General features: G+C 67.8%; 18 protein-coding genes. 12 read left to right on the top strand and 6 right to left on the bottom strand.

The annotated features are described in order from the left end of the window. Positions 1-53 precede the first annotated feature (53 nt). The 6 genes from V7E00_RS12775 to V7E00_RS12750 are packed head-to-tail and all read left to right on the top strand — an operon-like array spanning position 54 to position 7296. Positions 54-1148, top strand: a complete 1095-nt coding sequence (locus V7E00_RS12775) for a Gfo/Idh/MocA family protein (RefSeq protein WP_333573022.1) — start codon at positions 54-56, stop codon at positions 1146-1148. Continuing rightward, positions 1145-3394, top strand: a complete 2250-nt coding sequence (locus V7E00_RS12770) for a glycoside hydrolase family 3 N-terminal domain-containing protein (RefSeq protein ID WP_333573021.1) — start codon at positions 1145-1147, stop codon at positions 3392-3394. Before V7E00_RS12775 ends, V7E00_RS12770 begins: the two co-directional genes overlap by 4 nt. After that, a complete protein-coding gene (locus V7E00_RS12765) occupies positions 3394-4737 on the top strand; it encodes a GntT/GntP/DsdX family permease (protein WP_333573020.1) in 1344 nt (447 codons plus the stop codon). The genes V7E00_RS12770 and V7E00_RS12765 overlap by 1 nt, the downstream gene beginning before the upstream one ends. Before the next feature lie 13 nt (positions 4738-4750). Beyond that, positions 4751-5803: an SMP-30/gluconolactonase/LRE family protein gene (locus V7E00_RS12760; RefSeq protein WP_333573019.1), complete on the top strand. Its 1053-nt coding sequence runs from the start codon at positions 4751-4753 to the stop codon at positions 5801-5803. Positions 5804-5833: 30 nt separating this feature from the next. Beyond that, positions 5834-6568 (top strand): NUDIX hydrolase, encoded by a 735-nt coding sequence (locus tag V7E00_RS12755; protein ID WP_333573018.1) that lies wholly within the window; start codon positions 5834-5836, stop codon positions 6566-6568. Beyond that, positions 6565-7296: an extensin-like domain-containing protein gene (locus tag V7E00_RS12750; protein WP_443019194.1), complete on the top strand. Its 732-nt coding sequence runs from the start codon at positions 6565-6567 to the stop codon at positions 7294-7296. Before V7E00_RS12755 ends, V7E00_RS12750 begins: the two co-directional genes overlap by 4 nt. A 61-nt stretch (positions 7297-7357) precedes the next feature. Here the strand turns inward: V7E00_RS12750 and V7E00_RS12745 are convergent, their stop codons facing one another. Next, positions 7358-7909: a hypothetical protein gene (locus V7E00_RS12745; RefSeq protein WP_333573017.1), complete on the bottom strand. Its 552-nt coding sequence runs from the start codon at positions 7907-7909 to the stop codon at positions 7358-7360. 416 nt (positions 7910-8325) lie between these two features. Between V7E00_RS12745 and V7E00_RS12740 the strand changes: the two genes are divergently transcribed. Continuing rightward, a complete protein-coding gene (locus V7E00_RS12740) occupies positions 8326-8859 on the top strand; it encodes a CHAP domain-containing protein (RefSeq protein ID WP_333573016.1) in 534 nt (177 codons plus the stop codon). Here the strand turns inward: V7E00_RS12740 and msrB are convergent. Beyond that, positions 8822-9349 (bottom strand): peptide-methionine (R)-S-oxide reductase MsrB, encoded by a 528-nt coding sequence (msrB, locus tag V7E00_RS12735; RefSeq protein ID WP_333573015.1) that lies wholly within the window; start codon positions 9347-9349, stop codon positions 8822-8824. The genes V7E00_RS12740 and msrB overlap by 38 nt on opposite strands. A 241-nt stretch (positions 9350-9590) precedes the next feature. On the opposite strand from msrB, the gene V7E00_RS12730 reads away from it, so the two are divergent. Together V7E00_RS12730 and V7E00_RS12725 are read left to right on the top strand one after the other, a co-directional pair. Further along, positions 9591-10835 (top strand): DUF3419 family protein, encoded by a 1245-nt coding sequence (locus V7E00_RS12730; RefSeq protein ID WP_333573014.1) that lies wholly within the window; start codon positions 9591-9593, stop codon positions 10833-10835. Next, positions 10832-11497 carry a class I SAM-dependent methyltransferase gene (locus V7E00_RS12725; protein ID WP_333573013.1) on the top strand — a complete coding sequence of 222 codons (666 nt, stop codon included), beginning with the start codon at positions 10832-10834 and terminating at the stop codon, positions 11495-11497. The genes V7E00_RS12730 and V7E00_RS12725 overlap by 4 nt, the downstream gene beginning before the upstream one ends. Here V7E00_RS12725 and V7E00_RS12720 read toward each other — a convergent pair. Continuing rightward, positions 11481-13493, bottom strand: a complete 2013-nt coding sequence (locus tag V7E00_RS12720) for a hypothetical protein (protein WP_333573012.1) — start codon at positions 13491-13493, stop codon at positions 11481-11483. The genes V7E00_RS12725 and V7E00_RS12720 overlap by 17 nt on opposite strands. Positions 13494-13592: 99 nt before the next feature. Beyond that, the gene (gene hemA / locus V7E00_RS12715; RefSeq protein WP_333573011.1) at positions 13593-14837 is read right to left on the bottom strand and encodes a 5-aminolevulinate synthase; all 1245 of its coding nucleotides are present in this window, start codon (positions 14835-14837) and stop codon (positions 13593-13595) included. 298 nt (positions 14838-15135) lie between these two features. Here hemA and V7E00_RS12710 point away from each other — a divergent pair, with 298 nt between their 5' ends. Beyond that, a complete protein-coding gene (locus V7E00_RS12710) occupies positions 15136-15306 on the top strand; it encodes a hypothetical protein (RefSeq protein WP_333573010.1) in 171 nt (56 codons plus the stop codon). 3 nt (positions 15307-15309) lie between these two features. Here the strand turns inward: V7E00_RS12710 and murI are convergent, their stop codons facing one another. Further along, positions 15310-16107, bottom strand: a complete 798-nt coding sequence (murI, locus tag V7E00_RS12705) for a glutamate racemase (protein WP_333573009.1) — start codon at positions 16105-16107, stop codon at positions 15310-15312. A gap of 142 nt (positions 16108-16249) precedes the next feature. Between murI and plsY the strand changes: the two genes are divergently transcribed. Beyond that, positions 16250-16834 carry a glycerol-3-phosphate 1-O-acyltransferase PlsY gene (gene plsY / locus V7E00_RS12700; RefSeq protein WP_333573008.1) on the top strand — a complete coding sequence of 195 codons (585 nt, stop codon included), beginning with the start codon at positions 16250-16252 and terminating at the stop codon, positions 16832-16834. Next, positions 16827-17906 (top strand): DNA-processing protein DprA, encoded by a 1080-nt coding sequence (gene dprA / locus V7E00_RS12695; protein WP_333573007.1) that lies wholly within the window; start codon positions 16827-16829, stop codon positions 17904-17906. Before plsY ends, dprA begins: the two co-directional genes overlap by 8 nt. A gap of 2 nt (positions 17907-17908) precedes the next feature. Here the strand turns inward: dprA and V7E00_RS12690 are convergent, their stop codons facing one another. Beyond that, on the bottom strand, positions 17909-19291 hold the full coding sequence (locus V7E00_RS12690) for a hypothetical protein (RefSeq protein WP_333573006.1): 1383 nt from the start codon (positions 19289-19291) through the stop codon (positions 17909-17911). Positions 19292-19427 lie beyond the last annotated feature (136 nt).

Below are 19427 nucleotides of genomic sequence, written 5' to 3'. Positions count from 1 at the left end.
ATACCGCTGTCGGCCGCGGCATTCAAAGGCTGCCGGGGACGAGGAGGAGGATCATGGGAACGCGACGCGACGTGCTCGGCGGGATCGGCGCCGGGGTCTTGGCCAGTGCGCTTGGCGGATCGGCGCAGGCAGCGCCCAAGCGCAAGCTCGGCTATGCGGTGGTCGGCCTCGGCTATTATGCCACCAAGCAGATCCTCCCCAACCTCAAGGACTGCGAATTTGCCGAGCTCAAGGCACTGGTGAGCGGCACCCCGGCCAAGCTGGAGAAGTACGGCGCCGAGTACGGCATCCCGAAGTCCCACTGGTACAGCTACGAGACGTACGATCGGATCCGCGACAATCCGGACATCGACCTCGTCTATGTCGTGCTGCCCAATTCCATGCACGCCGAATATTCGATCCGCGCGTCCCAAGCCGGCAAGCACGTGCTGTGCGAGAAGCCGATGGCGGTGTCGGTCGCGGAATGCCAGGCGATGATCGCGGCGGCGAAGAAGGCCGGCAAGAAGCTGATGATCGGCTATCGCTGCCATTTCGAGCCGTACAACCTGAAGGCGATCGAAACGGTGCAGTCCGGCGCGCTGGGCAAGCCCACGCTGATCTTCGCCGAGCATGGCTTCTACGCCTCGCCCAACCAGTGGCGGCTCGACAAGGCGCTGTCGGGCGGCGGATCGATGATGGACATCGGCATCTACAGCCTCAACGCCGCGCGCTACCTGGCGGGCGAGGAGCCGGTCGAGGTCAGCGCGATGGAATATACCGATCGCAGCGATCCGCGCTTCAAGACGGTGGAGGACCGGATCGACTGGCAATTCCGCTTCCCCAGCGGGCTGATCGCCGATTGCGTGTCGAGCTACAGCTCGAACCACAATCATTACCGCGTCACCGGCCAGAAGGGCTGGGTCGAGCTGGAGCCCGCCACCAACTATGAGGGGCAGGAGATGTGGACCCGGCTCGGCGGCAAGCGCGAGCGGGTGGTGCTGCCCAAGCCGGCCAAGAACCAGTTCGTCCGCCAGCTCGATCACCTCGCCGAGTGCGCAATGAGCGGGCGCGAGCCGATCGTCTCGGGCGAGGAAGGGCTGCGCGACATGCGGCTGATCGAGGCGGTCTACCGCTCGGCCCGCGAACACCGGGCGATCCCGCTGGCATGAAGCACGGACAGATGAACCGACGGAACCTCCTGGCGGCGGGCGCGATGCTCGCCGCTTCCGCGTGGACGCCGCTCGCCCGCGCGGCACGGCCGCTGAGGGCCGACACCCGTGCCCGTATCCAGGCGCTGCTCGGCCAGATGACGCTCGCCGAAAAGGTCGGGCAGATGAACCAGATCGCCGGCGGGCGGCAGAAATCACTCAACTCGAAGCTCGATGCGGCGATGCTCGACCGGGTGCGCAAGGGCGAGATGGGTTCGTTCCTGCATGTCGCCGGGGCCGAGCCGCTGCGCGACCTGCAGCGCGTGGCGGTGGAGGAATCGCGGCTCAAGATCCCGCTGCTCTTCGCGATGGACGTGATTCATGGCTATCGCACCATCCTGCCGGTGCCGCTGGCGCTGGCGGCGAGCTGGGATCCGAAGGTTGCCGAGCAGGCCGCGCGGATCGCGGCGGAAGAGGCCTGGGCGGCGGGGCTGCACTGGACCTTCACGCCCATGGTCGATGTCGCCCGCGATCCGCGCTGGGGCCGGGTGGTCGAAGGCGCGGGCGAGGACGCCTATCTGGGCTCGCGCATGGCCGAGGCGCAGGTCGCGGGCTTCCAGGGCGCCGATTTGGCCAAGGGCATGCGGATGATGGCCTGCGCCAAGCATTTCGTCGGCTATGGCGCGGCGGAAGGGGGGCGCGATTACGACAGCGCCGAGGTGGGGCCGCGCACGCTCAACGAAGTCTATCTGCCGCCCTTCCATGCCGCCGCACGCGCAGGCGCGGGCAGCTTCATGACCGCGTTCAACGCGCTCGACGGCGTGCCGATGACCGCCAATGCCGATCTCGTGCGCGGCTTCCTGCGCGCGCGCTGGAATTATCAGGGGCTGGTGGTGAGCGACTGGAACGCTATCCGCGAGTTGGTCAACCACGGCATCGCCGCCGATGCGCGCGAGGCCGCGGTGCTGGCGCTGAAGGCGGGCGTCGACATGGACATGGCGAGCGGCAGTTACGCCACCTACCTCGCCGAAGCTGCCACGGCCGACGCGAGCCTCGTGCCGCTGATCGACGAAGCCGTAGGCCGCATCCTCGCCACCAAGGCGCGGCTGGGGCTGTTCGACGATCCCTATGGCTTCGGCGATCCCGGGCGCGACAAGGCGCCGCTGCGGCGGACCGAGGCGCGCGATCTCGCGAAACGTTCGGTCGTCCTGCTGCGCAACGAAGGCGCGGTGCTGCCGCTCAAGCCGGGTGCCAGGCTCGCGCTGATCGGCGCGCTGGCGGACGACGCATCCTCCGCAATCGGTTCGTGGCGCGCGCGCGGGCAGGCGACCGACGCGGTGACGCTCAAGGCAGCGCTCGCGGGTGCCGACTATCAGTCGGGCACCGATCTCGCTGCGGCGGTAGAGGCGGCGAAGCGTGCCGATGTCGTGCTCGTCGCGCTCGGCGAGGACTTCAACCGCACCGGTGAAGCGCGCAGCTATGCGGAGATCGGTCTTCCCGACGGCCAGGCCGCGCTGCTGGAGGCGCTGAAGGGCACCGGCAAGCCGATCGTCGCGATCCTGATGGGCGGCCGCCCGCTCGCGCTCGAACGCGCGCTGGCCGGTGTGCCTGCCGTGCTGCAGACCTGGCTGCTCGGCATCGAGAGCGGTCCGGCGATTGCCGAGATCCTCACCGGCAAGGCCGCCCCCGGCGGTCGCCTGCCGATCGGCATGCCGCGCCGGACCGGCCAGTCGCCGCAGAGCTATGCGCACCTGCCCACCGGCCGCCCGGCCAACCCGGACCTCGCGGTGGACAGCGCGCGCTATCACGATACGGATATCGGCCCGCTCTTCGCCTTCGGGCACGGCCTCACCTATGGCGAGATCGCCTATGGCCCGCTGACGCTGGGTGCCGAGACGCTCGCCCCCGGCGGCCGGATCACCGCATCGGTGCAGGTCACCAACCGCGGCACGATGGCGGTAGAGGAAGTGGTGCAGCTCTACGCCAATGATCCCGTGGCGTCGGTCTCGCGGCCGGTGGCGGAGCTGCGCGGGTTCGCCCGCGTGCCGCTCAAGCCGGGGCAGACCCGCACCGTGCGCTTCACCCTCAGCCCTGAGCAATTTGCCTTCTGGCGCGACGGCAAGTGGATCGTAGAGCCCGGCGAGATCCGGCTGATGGCCGGCGCCTCCTCCGCCGACCTGAAGAGCGAGGCGAAGTTCCGCATTACCGCGGGGGCCGAAGGGCAGGTGCCCGCCGCCTCGCTCACCAGCAGGGTGGAAATCGCGTGATGGGCGAGCCCTGGCATACGCTGGCGATCGTCGCCGGCAGCATCGCGGCGGTCATCCTGCTGGTGCTGCGCCTCAAGCTCCAGCCCTTCGTCGCGCTGCTGCTGGTGGCGCTGGCAACCGGCCTGGTCTTCGGCAACGACCCGCAGGCGGTGATCGCCGCGATCCGCAAGGGCACCGGAGAGGCGCTCGGCTTCGTGGCAGTCGTGATCGGGCTCGGCGCGGTGCTGGGCGGCATGCTCGAAGCCTCGGGCGGCGTGCAGGCGATCGCGCGGCGGCTGCTGGACCTGTTTGGCCAGAAACGGGTGCCGTGGGCGCTCACCGCGATCGGCATTGTCGTCGGCGTGCCCTTGTTCTTCGATGTCGCCTTCATCATCCTCGCGCCGCTGCTCACCACGCTCGCGGTGCGGGCGGAGCGCCGCATCACCTATTTCGCGCTGCCGCTGCTCGCCGGCCTGATGACGATGCACGCGCTGCTGCCGCCGCATCCGGGGCCGGTCGCGGTCGCCGAACTGCTGCATACCGACTATGGCCGGATGGCGCTCTATGGCCTGATCTGCGGCATCCCTTCGGCGATCCTCGCCGGGCCGGTGTTCGCCAAGCTGGCACATGGCGCGCCGGGCTATGGCGCGATCGGCGCCCCGCCGATGCTGGACGAAGGCGCGCCGCAGACCAACGCGGTCGGCTTCGGCCCGGCGCTTGCGGCAATGCTGCTGCCGCTGGCGCTGATCCTGATCGGCACGGTTGCCGGGGAGACGATGGCGCCGGGCCTCGCGCGCTCGACTCTCGTATTCCTGGGCCATCCGTTCACCGCCTTGGTGATCGCCGTGATCGGCGCGATGCTGTGGCTGCGGCTGGTGGCGGGCGCTTCGTTCGAGGCGCTCTCCAAGATCAGCACGCGTGCGCTGGAGCCGGCGGGCCTGATGGTCCTGATCATCGGCGCGGGTGCCGCCTACAAGGAAGTGCTGATCGAATCGGGCGCGGGCAAGCAGATCACGATGGCGGTGGAGGCGGCGCAGGTCTCGATCCCCGTCTTCGCCTTCCTGCTCTCCGCTTTCGTGCGGGTGGCGCAAGGCTCGGCGACCGTCGCGATGGTCACCGCGGCCGGGCTTGCCGCGCCGCTGATCGGCGCAGCGGGGCTGGGGCCGGACCGGATCGCGCTGGTCACTGTCGCGATCGGATCGGGCGCGACCATTGCCTCCCATGTCAACGACACCGGCTTCTGGCTGGTGAAACAGTATCTCGGCCTCACCGAAGCACAGACCTTCCGCAGCTGGACCATCGGTGCCACCATTGCAGGCCTGACCAGTTTCGCCATGGCGCTGCTGCTGTGGCCGTTCGTCTGAGAGGATCCTGACCATGTTCGCCACCACCCGCCGCACCCTGCTGGGCGGCCTCGCTGCGTTGCCGCTCCTGCGTGGCATCGCCCATGCGGCGGGCGCGGGGACGATCACGCGGCTGGATCCGGAACTCGACACGCTGCTCGACGTCGACTCGCCGCTCGAGGTGATCGCCAGCGGCATCCAATGGGCCGAAGGGCCGGTGTGGATTCGCGACGGCGCGGTGACCGGGGGCGCGGCGGGCGGGGCAAGCGCGTTTGATCGCAGCTACCTGCTCTTCTCCGACGTGCCGGCGAACATCGCCTATCGCTGGGACGGCAAGGGCACCCGGCCCTTCCTTGTCCCCTCCGGCCTCGCCGGGCCGATCCCCAAGGGGGTGCGCGAGGCGGGATCGAACGGGATGATCCAGGGCCGCAAGGGCGAGCTGCTGATGGCGGACAGCGGCACCCGCGCCATCGCGGCAGTCGATCTGGAGACCAAGCAGAAGACGATCCTGGCCGGCACGTACCAAGGCAAACGCTTCAACAGCTGCAACGATCTGGTGCAGGCGAAGAACGGCGCGATCTATTTCACCGACCCGCCCTATGGCTTCACCGACGGCGACCAGTCGCCGCTCAAGGAACTGGCGTTCAACGGCGTGTACCGGCTCGATCCCAATGGCACGGTGCACCTGATCGAATCGAAGCTGACCCGGCCGAACGGCATCGGCCTGTCGCCCGACCAGCGGACGCTCTACGTCTCGGTTTCGGACGATGCCGCGCCCTATACCTGGGCGTACAGCCTGGGTGACGACGGCCTCGCGGCCGGCCGCAGGATCTTCCTCGATCATCGCGCCGGCACGGCGGCGGGACTGCAGGGCCATGCCGACGGGATGAAGGTGGCGGCGAGCGGGCATCTTTATGCCAGCGGCCCGGGCGGCATCCATGTCGTCGCGCCGGATGGTCGGCGGCTGGGGCTCATTTCCACCGGCAAGAAAGCGGCGAACTGCTGCTTCGGGGAGGACGGGAAGACGCTGTTCATCACGTCCAGCGACGAGGTGTTCCGCCTGCGACTGCGCGCCTCCGGCTGGTAAGCGGCGCGGCCGCCGCGTAGAGCCGGGGCGATGTCGCAAGCCGAAGCCATTCCTGCTGCCACCGTGATCGTGATGCGCGAGGTGGCGGACGGGCCGCCCGAGCTGCTGATGGTCGAGCGCTCGCGGGCGATGGCGTTCGCGGGCGGCGCGCTGGTATTCCCCGGCGGGCGAATCGATCCGGGCGATCATCTTCTCGCCGGCGCCCATGAAGACGCTGCCGCGCGGGTCGCCGCGATTCGCGAGACGATCGAGGAGGCGGGGCTGGCGCTCGGGCTCGATTGCGACGCCGATACGCTTGCGGGGATGCGTGCGGCGCTGCACGGGGGCGACTCGTTTGCGCAACTGCTCACCCAGGCGGGCCTGGCACTCGATCTCGACGTGCTGGTGCCGTTCGCGCGCTGGCTCCCCTACGGGCTGCCGCACCGGGTGTTCGACACGCGCTTCTATCTCGCTCGCGCGCCCGAAGGCGCGGTGCCGCAGGTCGACGGCAGCGAGAATGTCCGGCTGTGCTGGAGTACCGCCCGGGACGCGCTGGACTCGGCGGACCGTGGTGAGGCGACGGTGATCTATCCCACCCGCCGCAATCTGGAACGGCTGGCGCCGTTCGACGGTTTCGAATCGGCAATGGACCATGCTCGCCGCTTCCCGATCGAGCCGATCACCCCGTTCGTCGAGTCGCGCGGCGGGATCGACTGGCTCTGCATCCCGGAAGGGCTCGGCTACCCCGTCACCGCCGAGCGGATGGACCGTGCGGTGCGCGCGTGAAGGCGCTGAAGCAGACGGTATGGGTGCTGTTCGTCTTCGCGCTGATCGCCGGGGGCGCGCTGCTGCTGCTGATGTGGACGCGCAGCCGCCCGCAGGACGTGCCGTGGACCCCGCTCGACCTATCGCAGCCGATCGGCGCCTTCACCGGGCGAAAGCTGGCGGGGCTCGGCGCCGAGGACGGCCAGTGCCGGGCGCTGCTCACCCAGGCAGGCGTGCGCTACGAGAAGCTGGCGCCCGTGCAGCGGCAGGGCGAATGCGGCTATGCGAACGGCGTGCGCTTCACCCAGGGTGGATCGCGGACGATCGGGTTCAGCCCGGCGTCGCTCGGCACCGCCTGCCCGGTGGCAGCGGGGCTGGCGCTGTGGGAGTGGAACATCGTCCAGCCCGAGGCGCAGCGGCATTTCGGCGCGCGGGTCGTGCGGATCGAGCATTTCGGGAGCTATTCGTGCCGGCGCATGTATGGCCGGACGACCGGCGACTGGAGCGAGCACGCCAGGGCCAACGCCGTGGACATCGCTGCCTTCGTGCTGGCCGACGGGCGGCGGGTGAGCGTGCTCAACGACTGGAAGGGGGAAGGGGAGAAGCCGGCCTTCCTGCGCGCGGTGCGGGACGGCGCCTGCCGGCTGTTCGCGACGGTGCTGTCGCCCGACTATAATGCCGCCCACCGCGACCACCTCCATCTCGACCAGGCTCCACGCGGCGAGATGGGGTGGCGGGCGTGCCGCTAGCCGCCTTTGGCGCCTTCGTTGCGGCCCGGAAGTGCGCCAGGCGCACTTCCGCAAGAACACCTCAGTTCGGCAGCGCGTTGGTGTCGATCTTTTCGACCCATTGCGGGAAGAAGCTCGGCTGGCGGTTCGACCAGCCCGAGGCAGTCGCCGCGGCTTCGCTGATCGACTGGAGCAGCTTGCGGCGCAAATCCGGATGGAGGTGCGGCAGGGCCGAGGCCGAGCAGAACGCCGCCGGCAGCCACGGCCGCACTTCCGCGCCGAGCAGCCGCTCGTAGAGGAAGCGATAGGCGGAGAAGGTGGTCAGCCGGCCCTGGCCGAGATCGAAGGCGGAGAGCGTCACCAGCGGTGCCATGAACGGTTCGATCGCGCCGAGATCATTGTCGTTCGGCATCATCGCACGGACGTCCTTGAGGCGCTCATAGATGCGCGCCTGGGCACGGATGCTCGCGGCCTCGACCACATCGCGCGACCAGCGCGACAGCGCATCGTCGCGCTCCAGGCCTACGTCGAGCGACCGGCGCACATAGCGCTGGGTGCCGGCGGCAAAGCCTGCGAATTCCTTCATCTCTGCCAGCGTCATCGCGCCTTCGGCCGGTTTTGCTCGTGAAGCCATCGTACGTCTCCCGCTCGGTTCCTTTTGGCCCGTGGGATGGATCATGCTCCGCACTGGTTAACGCAGAGCTTAATGACCCCCTCCGTATCCCCACGAGCATTGGTACCTAAAATGTGCTGCGGTGCAACATTGGTTTGCGACGAACCGATGACACTAAGGGAACTTCCTTAGGTATCTGATTTGATGCCGTATTTTCCCGGAGGGTGCGGGCGGGGTCCCATAGCGGGCAATCGATTATCCCTTGCGTGACGGAATGCCGCGCGCGGATGGTTCCCATCGTTCAGAAACGGTTCAGCGCACCTCGTCGGTGCATTCCAACGGTTCGTCGGATCGACGAGCCGCAGGGCTGTACGTCCGTCCTATAGTTTGGCTAGCAACCCTCATCCACTTCCTTTCCTGACCGGGGGGTCCTGAAGATGTTCACTCGTTTCGCAGCGCGTTTTGCGCTGATGGCGGCGTGCGCCCTGATGACTGTCGTTCCCGCTCAGGCGAAGGGCACCTTCTGGCAGTGCGTCACGTTCGCGCGCCAGGCCTCGGGCGTCGAGCTTCGCGGCAATGCCTGGACCTGGTGGGAACAGGCCGCCGGTCGCTACCAGCGCGGCGAGACCCCGAAGGTCGGCGCGGTGATGTCGTTCCAGCGCACCGCCCGCATGCCGATGGGCCATGTTGCCATGGTGTCGCAGGTGGTCAGCGATCGCGAAGTGCTGCTGACCCACGCCAACTGGTCGACCCCCGGTGCCGTCGAGCGCGACGTTCGTGCCGTCGACGTCTCGGCCAAGGGTGACTGGAGCGAAGTGCGCGTGTGGTACGGCCGCACCGGCGGCCTCGGCATCTCGGCCTATCCGGTCAACGGCTTCATCTATCCGGGTTCGGCGCCGGCGAACGACTGGGCCAATGTCCAGGTCGCAGCGCTCAGCCTGCCGGCGCTGACCCAGGTCGCGTCGAACTGATCACGCGCGGCGTGAAGCGCAGCGCGACGCCGTTCATACAGTAGCGCTTGCCGGTCGGCTTCGGCCCGTCGTCGAAGACATGACCCAGATGGCCGCCGCAACGGCGGCACCGCATTTCGGTCCGCTCCATCCCCAGACTGCGATCGCTCCGCGTTACCACCGCATTCGCCAGCGGCGCATAGAAGCTCGGCCAGCCGGTGCCGCTGTCGAACTTGGTGGTGGAGGCGAACAGCGGCAGCGCGCAGCCGGCGCATGCGAACACGCCCTTGCGGTGCTCCTTGTTGAGCGGACTGGTGAAGGGATATTCGGTGCCGCCATTCCGCAGCACGTTATAGGCCGCGGGGCTCAACTGCTTCTTCCACTCCGCGTCGGTCCGCTTGAAAGGAAAGTCGGGCAGCGGCGCGGCGGGGGCATTGCCGCACGCGAACAGCGGCAGCGCCGCGGTGGTAGCTGCTGCGGCTGCGAGGAACTGGCGGCGATCGATCGGCATGGCGAACATCTCTGCGGGACGGAATCGATATAGGTTCGGTTGTGCCGCCCGAAAGGTTGCGCGCTGCCCGTGAATTTCCTGCTCGCGGGGCGCGGAGAAAGGCCGCTTTGCCGCCGCGCGCATGGTGAAGGATTGATTTCCCGGGGCCAGTGTCACAAGGCTGCAAAGCTTTTGTCACAGGGGGGTGGGGAGCTTGTTCGGCGGGGCGCCGGGCAGGCTGGTTCGCCGGGAGTCGTTTCGAATGTCATCTATCGCCAAGGCGCCGAAGAACGATGCGGTTCGCGGTGCGGTGCACCGCCACGAGCACCTTTCGAAGGAAGGCATCCTCGAACGCGCCTTCACTTTCGCCTTCCGGGGGCTGGTCTATGCCCAGATCTGGGAAGACCCGGTGATCGACATGGAAGCGCTGCAGATCACGCCGGACAGCCACATTGTCACCATCGCTTCGGGCGGCTGCAACGTCTTCTCGTATCTGACGGCGAACCCCGCGAAGATTACCGCGGTGGACCTGAATCCGGCGCATATCGCGCTCAACAAGCTCAAGCAGCAGGCTGCGCTGCGGCTGCCGGACTATGAAGCGTTCCACCGCTTCTTCGGTCTCGCCAACCGGCCCGAGAATATCGACGCCTACAAGACCTATCTGCGCGGGGCCCTGGACGACACGTCGCGCGCCTATTGGGAAGGCCGCGCGCCGAACGGCGTGCGCCGGATCAACGGCTTCAAGACCGGCTTCTACCGCCAGGGCCTGCTCGGCCGGCTGATCGGCTTCGTCCATTGGCTGGGCCACCGCTATGGCATCGACCCTAAGGAGATCCTGCAGGCAAAGTCGATCGAGGAACAGCGTCACATCTTCGAGACGCGCTTTGCGCCGTTCTTCGACAAGAAGCTGCTGCGCTGGATGGTCGACCAGCCTGCGGCGCTGTTCGGCTTCGGCATTCCGCCGGCGCAGTATGACCTGCTCAAGGTCGACGACCAGGAAGGCATCACCGGCGCGCTGCGCAGCCGCCTGCGCAAGCTCGCCTGCGACTTCGACCTGAAGGACAATTTCTACGCCTGGCAGGCGTTCGGCCGCGGCTATGGCGAGCATGAGGGCGCGCCGCTGCCGCCCTATCTCGAGCGCAAGAACTACGAGCTGGTGCGCGACCGCGCCGACCGGGTGGAGATCCGCCACACCAACTATGCCGATTATCTGGAATCGATGCCGGCGCAGTCGCTCGATCGCTACATCCTGCTCGACGCGCAGGACTGGATGACGGACGAGCAGCTGACGCGCATCTGGACGGAGATCACCCGCACCGCCAAGCCGGGCGCGCGCGTACTGTACCGCACCGCCGCCGTGCCGGACGTGGTGCGTGGCCACATCCCCGACGAGCTGATGAATCAGTGGCAGTATGAGGATCAGGCCAAGCTTGACGACTGGACGCGGCGCGACCGTTCGTCGGTATACGGCGCGACCCATGTCTGGACGTTGAAGCCGCACGCATGAGCGCCAAGGCCGGGGCGAGCGACCAGAAGGGGCTGATGGACGCGACCTATGCGCTCCATCGCCACTTTTACGATCTCACGCGCAAATTCTACCTGCTGGGCCGCGACCGGCTGATCCGCGAACTGGCGCCGCCGCCCGGCGGCACCGTGCTGGAGGTCGGCTGCGGCACGGCACGCAACCTGATCGTTGCCGCCAAGCGCTGGCCGAATGCGCGCTTTCATGGCTTCGACATCAGCGAGGCGATGCTGGACACCGCGCGCAAGTCGGTGGCCAAGCATGGCCTCAGCGACAAGATCACCCTCGCGCAGGGCGATGCCGGGGCGTTCGACGTGGGCACGCTGTTCGGTCTGGAACAGGTGGACCGCGTGTTCATGAGCTATACGCTGTCGATGATCCCGCCCTGGAAGGAAGCGATCGCGCTGGGTGCCAAGGCGCTCGCGCCGGGCGGCAGCCTGCATATCGTCGACTTCGGCCAGTATGAGCGGCTGCCCGGCTTCGCCAAACGCTTCCACTTCAAGGAGCTGAACGCCTTTCACGTCTACCCCCGCGCCGATCTGCGCTCGGTGGTGGAGGGCATCGCCGCCGAGCAGGGGATGAATGCGGAGTTCCGGTCTTCGTTGCGCGGCTACACCTGGAGCGCAGTGCTCAGGCGGCCCGCCTGACATTGCCGTACCAGTCGTCGATCCACCCGGCGATCTGTCGCAGGCGCGGCGGGATATAGTGGCAGGCGTCGACCATCTCTTCGGGCGCGATACGGCCGGTCAGTTCCAAAAGGTCGATCATCGCCGGATATTGGCCGGCCAGCTCGCGCCATAGCGCGTTCCAGGCGATGCCATCGTTCCGCGCGAAGGCTCTGCTGATCCGCGCTTCGGGATAATAGCAGCGGGCAGGCGCGTCTTCGGGGGGCAGGATCACGAGCATGCGTCGCGTGCCATCCGCCATCGCGTCGCAAAATGCCCTGGCGCATGCCGCATAGTTCTCCCCGTCAAAGGGCACCTCGCGTTCCTCCCAGCGGAACGGGAGATAGTCGGTGGCAGCGGCGAACACGAGATGCTGGGGGAAGATCTGGTCGCGATACGCGCCCGTCTTCATCATCGGCAGGCTGAAGAGCCGCGGGTTGGCGTCGAATTCGATCTCGTCGGCAAATCGGCTGTAGTGCTGAAGCGCGCCCGATTGGCAGTCACAGATGATCCGCATCGCCGCGTTGGCGCGCTGCTTGCCCTCCTTGGCGCGGATGCGGGCGAGATTCGCAGGATCGGTCACCGGCGCGAAGGTGATCCCGACGGCAGCTTGTTCGGGCAGGGGCTTCCGCAAGCGCTTGAAGTCCGGAGGGCAATAGAAGCAGAATAGCCGCTGCAGCATCGCCGCCTCGATCCCCATGTGCATCACCCGGCACGAGAGCACGAAATGCTCGATCTCCCGCGTGTCGGGATTGGCGGATATGAAGCCGACAAGCCCGTAGTCGCCATATTTGTCCCACACGAACACGCCGTGCGTATCGTGAAGATCAATGCGCATGATGTATTCGCTCATCGAGCCGGGGTCGACGCGGGAGCCGGTATAATTGAGCTGGTTGGAGCGGTTGATGAGCTCTTCGATGCGATCAGCGAACTGAACGTTCTCCGTCAGCCGCGTGAACAGCACGTGGATATCGCTCGCCGCGAGAAAGGCTTCGTTGCTGATCGCTCCGGCGGTGCGTTCATCGACCTTGGCTTGCAGTACCCGGTATTCCGCTACGCGATCGCGGGCGACGTGGCGGTGGTCCGCCAGGATGCGTTCGAGCAGAACGTCGCATTCGGCCGCTGTCGCGTCGATCGTCCGGATGCCAGGACAAGCGGCGGCAACCTCGTGCAAATTGTGGGGATTGTCGTCGAGGAACAGCACGTTGAGCGGGCGGAGCTGCATGTCCTCGATCAACTGGCGGACTGCCTCGCCCTTCGGGACAAAAGCGATCCGCGGAAAGACGAAGGCGTCCCACAGGCCGAATGCCTCGAGCCGCGTCCGCGCGACGGCGGGATCGTTCTTCGAGCAGATCGCAGAGACGATGCCATGGCCATTCAATGCCCGCACGATTTCCGCACGCCGCGCAATGAGTTGTACCTCGTCGCCCTCGGCGAGCGTGCCGTGCCACAGCGTGTCGTCCAGGTCCCAGATCAGCAGCTTCGGCTTGAACCCGTTCCAGGCATCGATGGCGAACCGTGCCCACTCCGCCGCTTCGGCAAAAACATCGCCGCGCCGCTTTGCCTCTGCGGCGAGGATGGAGAGCGCATCCTGCGTGTCGCCCTCGGCTGCAGCCAGCGCCGTGTCGCAAAGCAACATCTGATCGGAAAAGCGCGTGACGTCGAAGCCGCCCTCGCCACAAAGCGCAAGGTGGAGCAATGCGCGGATGTCTCGGGCCAGCGTCCGCGGCGTCTGCATCAGCGCACGCGACGTATCCAGCACGCGGTTAGCCTCGATGCCTTCGCTCGCGGTGCTCAGGATCTGCACAAAGGCAGCCTGGGCCATCTGCACGTCCCAGTGCGGGGCCCGTACCGCCAGTTCTGCCAGCACTGGTGCCAGCGCATCCACGCCGGCGTGCGCCAGCCGAGCGAACATTGCGTCCCACGCACTCTCGGCGACTTCCGAACCCTCAGCGGGACGAACCAACAGCTCCTGCATCCCCGATCCTCCGGCGCAGCGCCAACGGACGGCACTACGGTTGTTTCAGGGGTATCTTAGGAAAATGCGGAGGGCAGCGTTAACGATGTTCGATATTCTCTAGGCCGCCAGCCGGAGTTCGAGCCGTCCCCAGATCTCGACGAGCGCATCCACCAGTTCGCGCATCATCGCTTCGTCATGCGCGGGCCCGGGGGTGAAGCGCAGGCGCTCGGTGCCGCGTGGAACGGTCGGGTAGTTGATCGGCTGCACGTACACGCCGTATTCGGCGAGCAGTACGTCGCTGATCTTCTTGGCCTTTACCGGATCGCCCACCATCAGCGGCACGATATGCGTGGTGGAGGGCAGCACCGGCAGTCCGGCCTCGGCCATCAGGCGCTTGAGCGTCGCGGCAGCGGCCTGTTGCCCGTCGCGCTCGACGCTCGATCCCTTCAGGTGCCGCACGCTCGCCAGCGCGCCTGCCACCAGCACCGGCGACAGCGAGGTGGTGAAGATGAAGCCCGGCGCATAGCTGCGGATCACGTCGATGATCACCTGGTCGGCGGCGATATAGCCGCCCATCACGCCGAACGCCTTGCCCAGCGTGCCCTCGATGATCGTCAGGCGATCGGCCAGCCCCTCGCGATCCGAGATGCCGCCGCCGCGCGGGCCGTACATGCCGACGGCATGAACCTCGTCGAGATAGGTCAGCGCGTTGTACTTGTCCGCCAGGTCGCAGATCTCGGCGATCGGGGCGATGTCGGCATCCATCGAGTAGACGCTCTCGAACGCGATCAGCTTGGGAAGCGCCGGATCGTCTGCGGCCAGCAGTTCCTCGAGATGGGCGAGATCGTTGTGGCGCCACACCCGCTTCTCGCAGCCGGAATTGCGGATGCCCGCGATCATCGAGGCGTGGTTGAGCTCGTCCGAATAGATGATGCAGCCCGGCATGACCTTGGCGAGCGTCGACAGCGTCGCTTCGTTCGAGACATAGCCGGAGGTGAACAGCAGCGCGTTCTCCTTGCCGTGCAGGTCGGCCAGCTCGCGCTCGAGATCGATGTGGTAGTGCGTGTTGCCGCCGATGTTGCGCGTGCCGCCAGAGCCCGCGCCGACATCGTGCAGCGCCTCTTCCATGGCGGCGATCACCTTGGGGTGCTGCCCCATCGCCAGATAGTCGTTCGAGCACCACACCGTGATCGGCTTCGGGCCGTTATGCCCGGCGAAGCAGCGCGCATTGGGGAACATCCCCTTGTTGCGCAGGATGTCGATGAAGACCCGGTAACGCCCCTCGGCATGGAGGCGGTCGATGGCCTGGGTGAAGACCCGCGTATAGTCGATCGCGGGTGCGGGGGCGTCTTGGCGCTGCATGGATCTGTTCTCTACGCCTAACTTTTCAGCAATTCCAGCACGTGAACCACCGTATATGCCCGATGCTGCTTCGGGTGCATGGGTGGCGGGATCTGCATCCCGGAGATGGGGCGCGCGGTGCAGCTTTCCACCGCCCGTCACTCATGAAGATTCTTCACGCGATTGATCGATGTTTGCGCAAGATCGGGGATCTGCAGCTCCGATTATGGTAAACAGCATCATCGGGGACGACTCGAGGCGGACGCGGTCCGCGGCTGCGAGACGATGGTGCTCCCGCTTGTGACCGGAGGGCAGGCAAATGGGCAGGAACGACAGCGAGTATTTCGAGAAGCGCGCGCGGCAGGAGCGCGAGCGTGCGCGAAATTGCGACGATAGCAGCGCCCGGCGCGTGCACGAGGAAATGGCCGATCGCTACACCGCCCAGCTTGCGCTGCGGGATCCGCAGTCGCTTCTCGGCGATTTCGCCTGAGGCCTACAGCGTTTCGATCCGGCTGAGGCCGTAACGCGCCAGCGCCGGTGCCAGCGCATCGGCACGATGATCGCGGGCGGTAAAAACGGCACGTCCCGGCGGAAGATCGGTCGGCCAGCTCTGATCGCGGGTGAGATAGGCGATTCGTCGCGCGATGCCCGGTCCCCCATCCACGAACTTCATCCCCGGAGGGGCAATGGCCCGCATCTCCGGCTCGAGGAGCGGGAAATGGGTGCAGGCGTTGACGATCACGTCGATGCGTTCGCCGCCCGGCTGGCGGAACAGGCCGTCCAGTTCCGCGGCGATCGCCGCCGGAGCGATGGCGTTCCCCGCAAGCTTGGCTTCCGCCAGTTCCACAAGCGCCGCCGATCCATGGCGCAGCACCGTGCAGTCGCCGGCGAAGCGCGCGGCGAGATCGTCGACATAGGGCTGGCGCACCGTCGCGGCGGTGCCGAGCACGCCGATGGCGCGGGTGCGGCTGATCTCCGCGGCGGGCTTGATCGCCGGCACGGTGCCGACGATCGGCAGATCGAGCGCGGCGCGCACATGCTGGAGCGCGATGGTGGAGGCGGTGTTGCAGGCGATCACGATCAGCCGCGGATCATAGCGCTCCGCAAGCCGCCCGAGCAGCGCCGGCACGCGCGCGGCAATCTCCGCCTCGCTCTTGGTGCCATAGGGGAAGCCCGCCGAATCGGCGACATAGACCAGCGGCGCCTGCGGCAGCAGCGCGGTGGCGGGGCCCAGCACCGACAGCCCGCCGACGCCGGAATCGAAGAAGAGGACGGGGCGACGATCAGCCATGCACTCGCCATGGCCGAGCGGTGCCGCCGCCGTCAACGCGGGGCGCCGACCTGCGCGTGCATGCAGGTCATTGCGTTCGGGTAAGGGAAACGGCTAAACGCGGGAACGAAAGGGGGCCACATTGCCCACGGAAGTTCCATGGATGGCCCCCGCCGGGGTCTTGTTGCTGGGGTATCTGCTTGGTTCGATCCCGTTCGGGGTGCTGCTGACGCGCGCCGCCGGGGCGGGGGATCTCCGCCAGATCGGATCGGGCAATATCGGCGCTACCAACGTGCTGCGCACCGGCCGCAAGGGCCTGGCGGCGGCGACGCTCCTGCTCGACATGGCCAAGGGCGCGGTGGCGGTGCTGCTGGCCGCCGCATTCCTGCCGGGCGCAGGTGCGCTGGCGGCGACCGCGGCGTTCATCGGCCATTGCTATCCCGTTTGGCTCAAGTTCCGCGGCGGCAAGGGCGTGGCGACGCTGATGGGGGTGGTGCTGGCGCTCTACTGGCCCTGCGGCCTCGTCTATGCGGCGGTGTGGCTGGGGCTGCTGGCGACGGTGCGCATCTCCTCGGTTTCCGGCATGGCCGCGGCGATCAGCGCACCGGTCAGCGCGGCGTTCTTCGGCCGCATCGATCTGGTGCTGATGCTGCTCGCGCTGGCGCTGATCGTGCTGTGGAAGCACCGCGAGAATATCGACCGGCTGCTCAGCGGGGCCGAACCCAGGGTCGGCAGCAAGCGTGGCTGACGGGCGGGAGCCGCGGCTGAGGCTGCTGCGCTCCGCCAATGTGGGCCCCGTTACCTATGCCCAGCTGATCGGCCGTTACGGTTCCGCCGAAACGGCGCTGGAAGCCCTGCCGATGCTCGCCGCGCGCGGCGGCGGCCGGGCGCCGCAGATTGCCGACGCCGGGGCCGTTCGCCGCGAGATCGCTGCGGTCGAGCGGCTGGGCGCCCGCTATCTGTTCCTCGATGATCCTGGCTATCCGGCGCTGCTGGCCCAGCTGGAAAACGCGCCGCCTGCGCTGATCCTGCGCGGCGACGCGGGGCTGCTGGCGCGGCCCTGCGTGGCGATGGTGGGCGCGCGCAACGCGTCGGCCGCGGCGTGCCGCTTCGCACGGCAACTGGCGATCGGCCTGGTCGAGCATGGCGCGACCGTCGTGTCCGGCCTCGCGCGGGGCATCGACACCGCCGCGCACCAGGGCGCGCTGGCGGGGGGTACGGTAGGCGTGATCGCTAGCGGGATCGACATTGTCTTCCCGCCGGAGAACGCCGAACTGCAGGAGCGGGTGGCGGCGCAGGGCCTGCTCGTCACCGAACAGCCGCCGGGCACCGAGCCGCTGGCGCGCTTCTTTCCGGCCCGCAACCGCATCATCGCCGGGCTGTCGCTGGGCACCGTGGTGGTGGAGGCCGCACCGCGTTCGGGAAGCCTGATCACCGCGCGGATCGCGGCGGAGGCGGGGCGCGACGTGATGGCGGTGCCCGGCTCGCCGCTCGATCCGCGGGCGCAGGGCTGCAATCTGCTGATCCGGGAGGGCGCGATCCTGGTCCAGTCGGCTGCGGACATCTGGGAAGCGGTGCGACCGATCGACCCGCGCGGCGTGCGGGCGCCGGACGGCCCTTTCGCGGCGGCGCCCCCGGAGGATGCCAGCGATGCCGAACGCCGCAGCGTGGTGGACCTGCTCGGCCCGGTGCCGGTGAGTGTCGACGAGCTCATCCGCCAGTCCGGCTGTTCGCCGGCGGCCGTGCAGACGGTGCTGCTGGAACTGGAACTGGCCGGGCGGCTTGATCGCCACGCCGGCGCGCGGGTGTCGCTCCGCTAGAATCAGCGCAGGCCGAACGCCTGGAGGTAATAGGTGCCAACCCCGTCGCCGATCAGCAGCTGGCCGGGTCCCAGCCGCCCCACCAGATAGGCGGCACCCACCAGCAGCGAGGCGAGCACCGAGACGGTCGCCAGCGTTGCGGTCCAGCGTGGGCCCGGTGCCGGGCCGCCGCGCGCGGCCAGGATCAGCCCGGAAAATGCGAGGAACTCGAACAGCGGGTAGAAGTCCAGCCTGTAGCGGAAGTTCATGCTCACCGCGCACAGCATCAGCCCGGCGGGGATCGCGAGGCCAAGCGCGATCGCTATGCTCCGTGCGCGATCGGCGGAGCCGCGCCGGATCCAGCCGGCGACGGCGAGGCCGCCGAGCACCAGCAGCAGCGGATCGGTAAGCAGGAAGCTGCTGGGCGGCAGTTCGGCCGCATCGATCCATTTCTGGCGGGTGGCATCCAGCAGCAGGTGCCCGTCGGCGCCGCGTAGCACCCAGATCGGCGCGAAATAATAGACCAGGCCGAAGGGGACGCGGTGCAGGTTGAACAACCCCTGCTCGGCCATGCGCACCACCCGATCCGGATACCAGGCGTTGTAGTTGTAGTGGTGGTAATCGGCGAAGGTGAGCGGGTTGCCCCAGCGGCCGACATTGACGAGCGCGGTGGCGCATCCGAGCAGCACCAGCAGCAGCAACGGGCCTGCCGCCGTCGCCAGCCAGCCGCGCAACGCGGTGCGGTGCCGCAGGCTCTCCACCAGCAACAAGCCGCCAAATGCCGCCACCAGCCCGATGCCCAGCGATACCCGTGTCAGCATGGCCAGCCCGGCCGCCAGCGCCATGACGAGGAGCGCGCCGCGGCCGAGGCCGCGAAGCTGCGCATGGACTGCCGCCGCCACGAACAAGGCAGCCCATAGCGCCGCCCACAAACACACTTCCTGGTACAGGCTGAGCCGAAGAAAGCAGACCTGCGCGCCCGACAAGAGCAACACCACCGCCATGGCCTTGCCCAGCCACGCCGGCAGCCCGGGCAGTTCGGTGCGGATCAGGCGCAGCGTCCACAGCTTGGTCGCTACCATGCCGGACAGCGCAACGAGGCAGGATCCGATCGTGAAATCCAGCATGCGCCAGCCGGGGAAGAGCGTGAGGGGCAGCCGCAGCAGTGCCGGCAAGATGCCCCAATAGGCCATGACCTGCCCGCCGACGGTAAACCCCTCGCGACCGACGATCGCCGGATCGACGTCGAACCGTCCCTGGAGCAGGTGATCGAGCATCGAATTGAAGGTGAGGTCGAGCGCATGCACCTCGCGCGGCACCAGCGCCAGCGCATAGCAGGCCAGCACCGCCACAATGGCAAGCAGCAGCGGCCGGAAGCGGCGGATCGGGAAGGATCGGAGCGACATTCCGCGCCTTTGCCGCCTGTGGCGGCGGGCGGCAAGCGCGTGGCGACGCCGGGGGGCGGCGCTTTGGCGTGCGACCATCTTCATGGTGTTGCACCTTCGCCACGGTTGCCGGCCATTCGCGCGGCGGCGCGGAAAC

The organism is Sphingomonas sp. (genome assembly GCF_036731925.1).
Taxonomy (GTDB): Bacteria; Pseudomonadota; Alphaproteobacteria; order Sphingomonadales; family Sphingomonadaceae; genus Sphingomonas.
The sequence above is the reverse complement of the archived record's forward strand: the minus strand, read 5'-3'. Positions and strand labels throughout refer to the sequence as shown.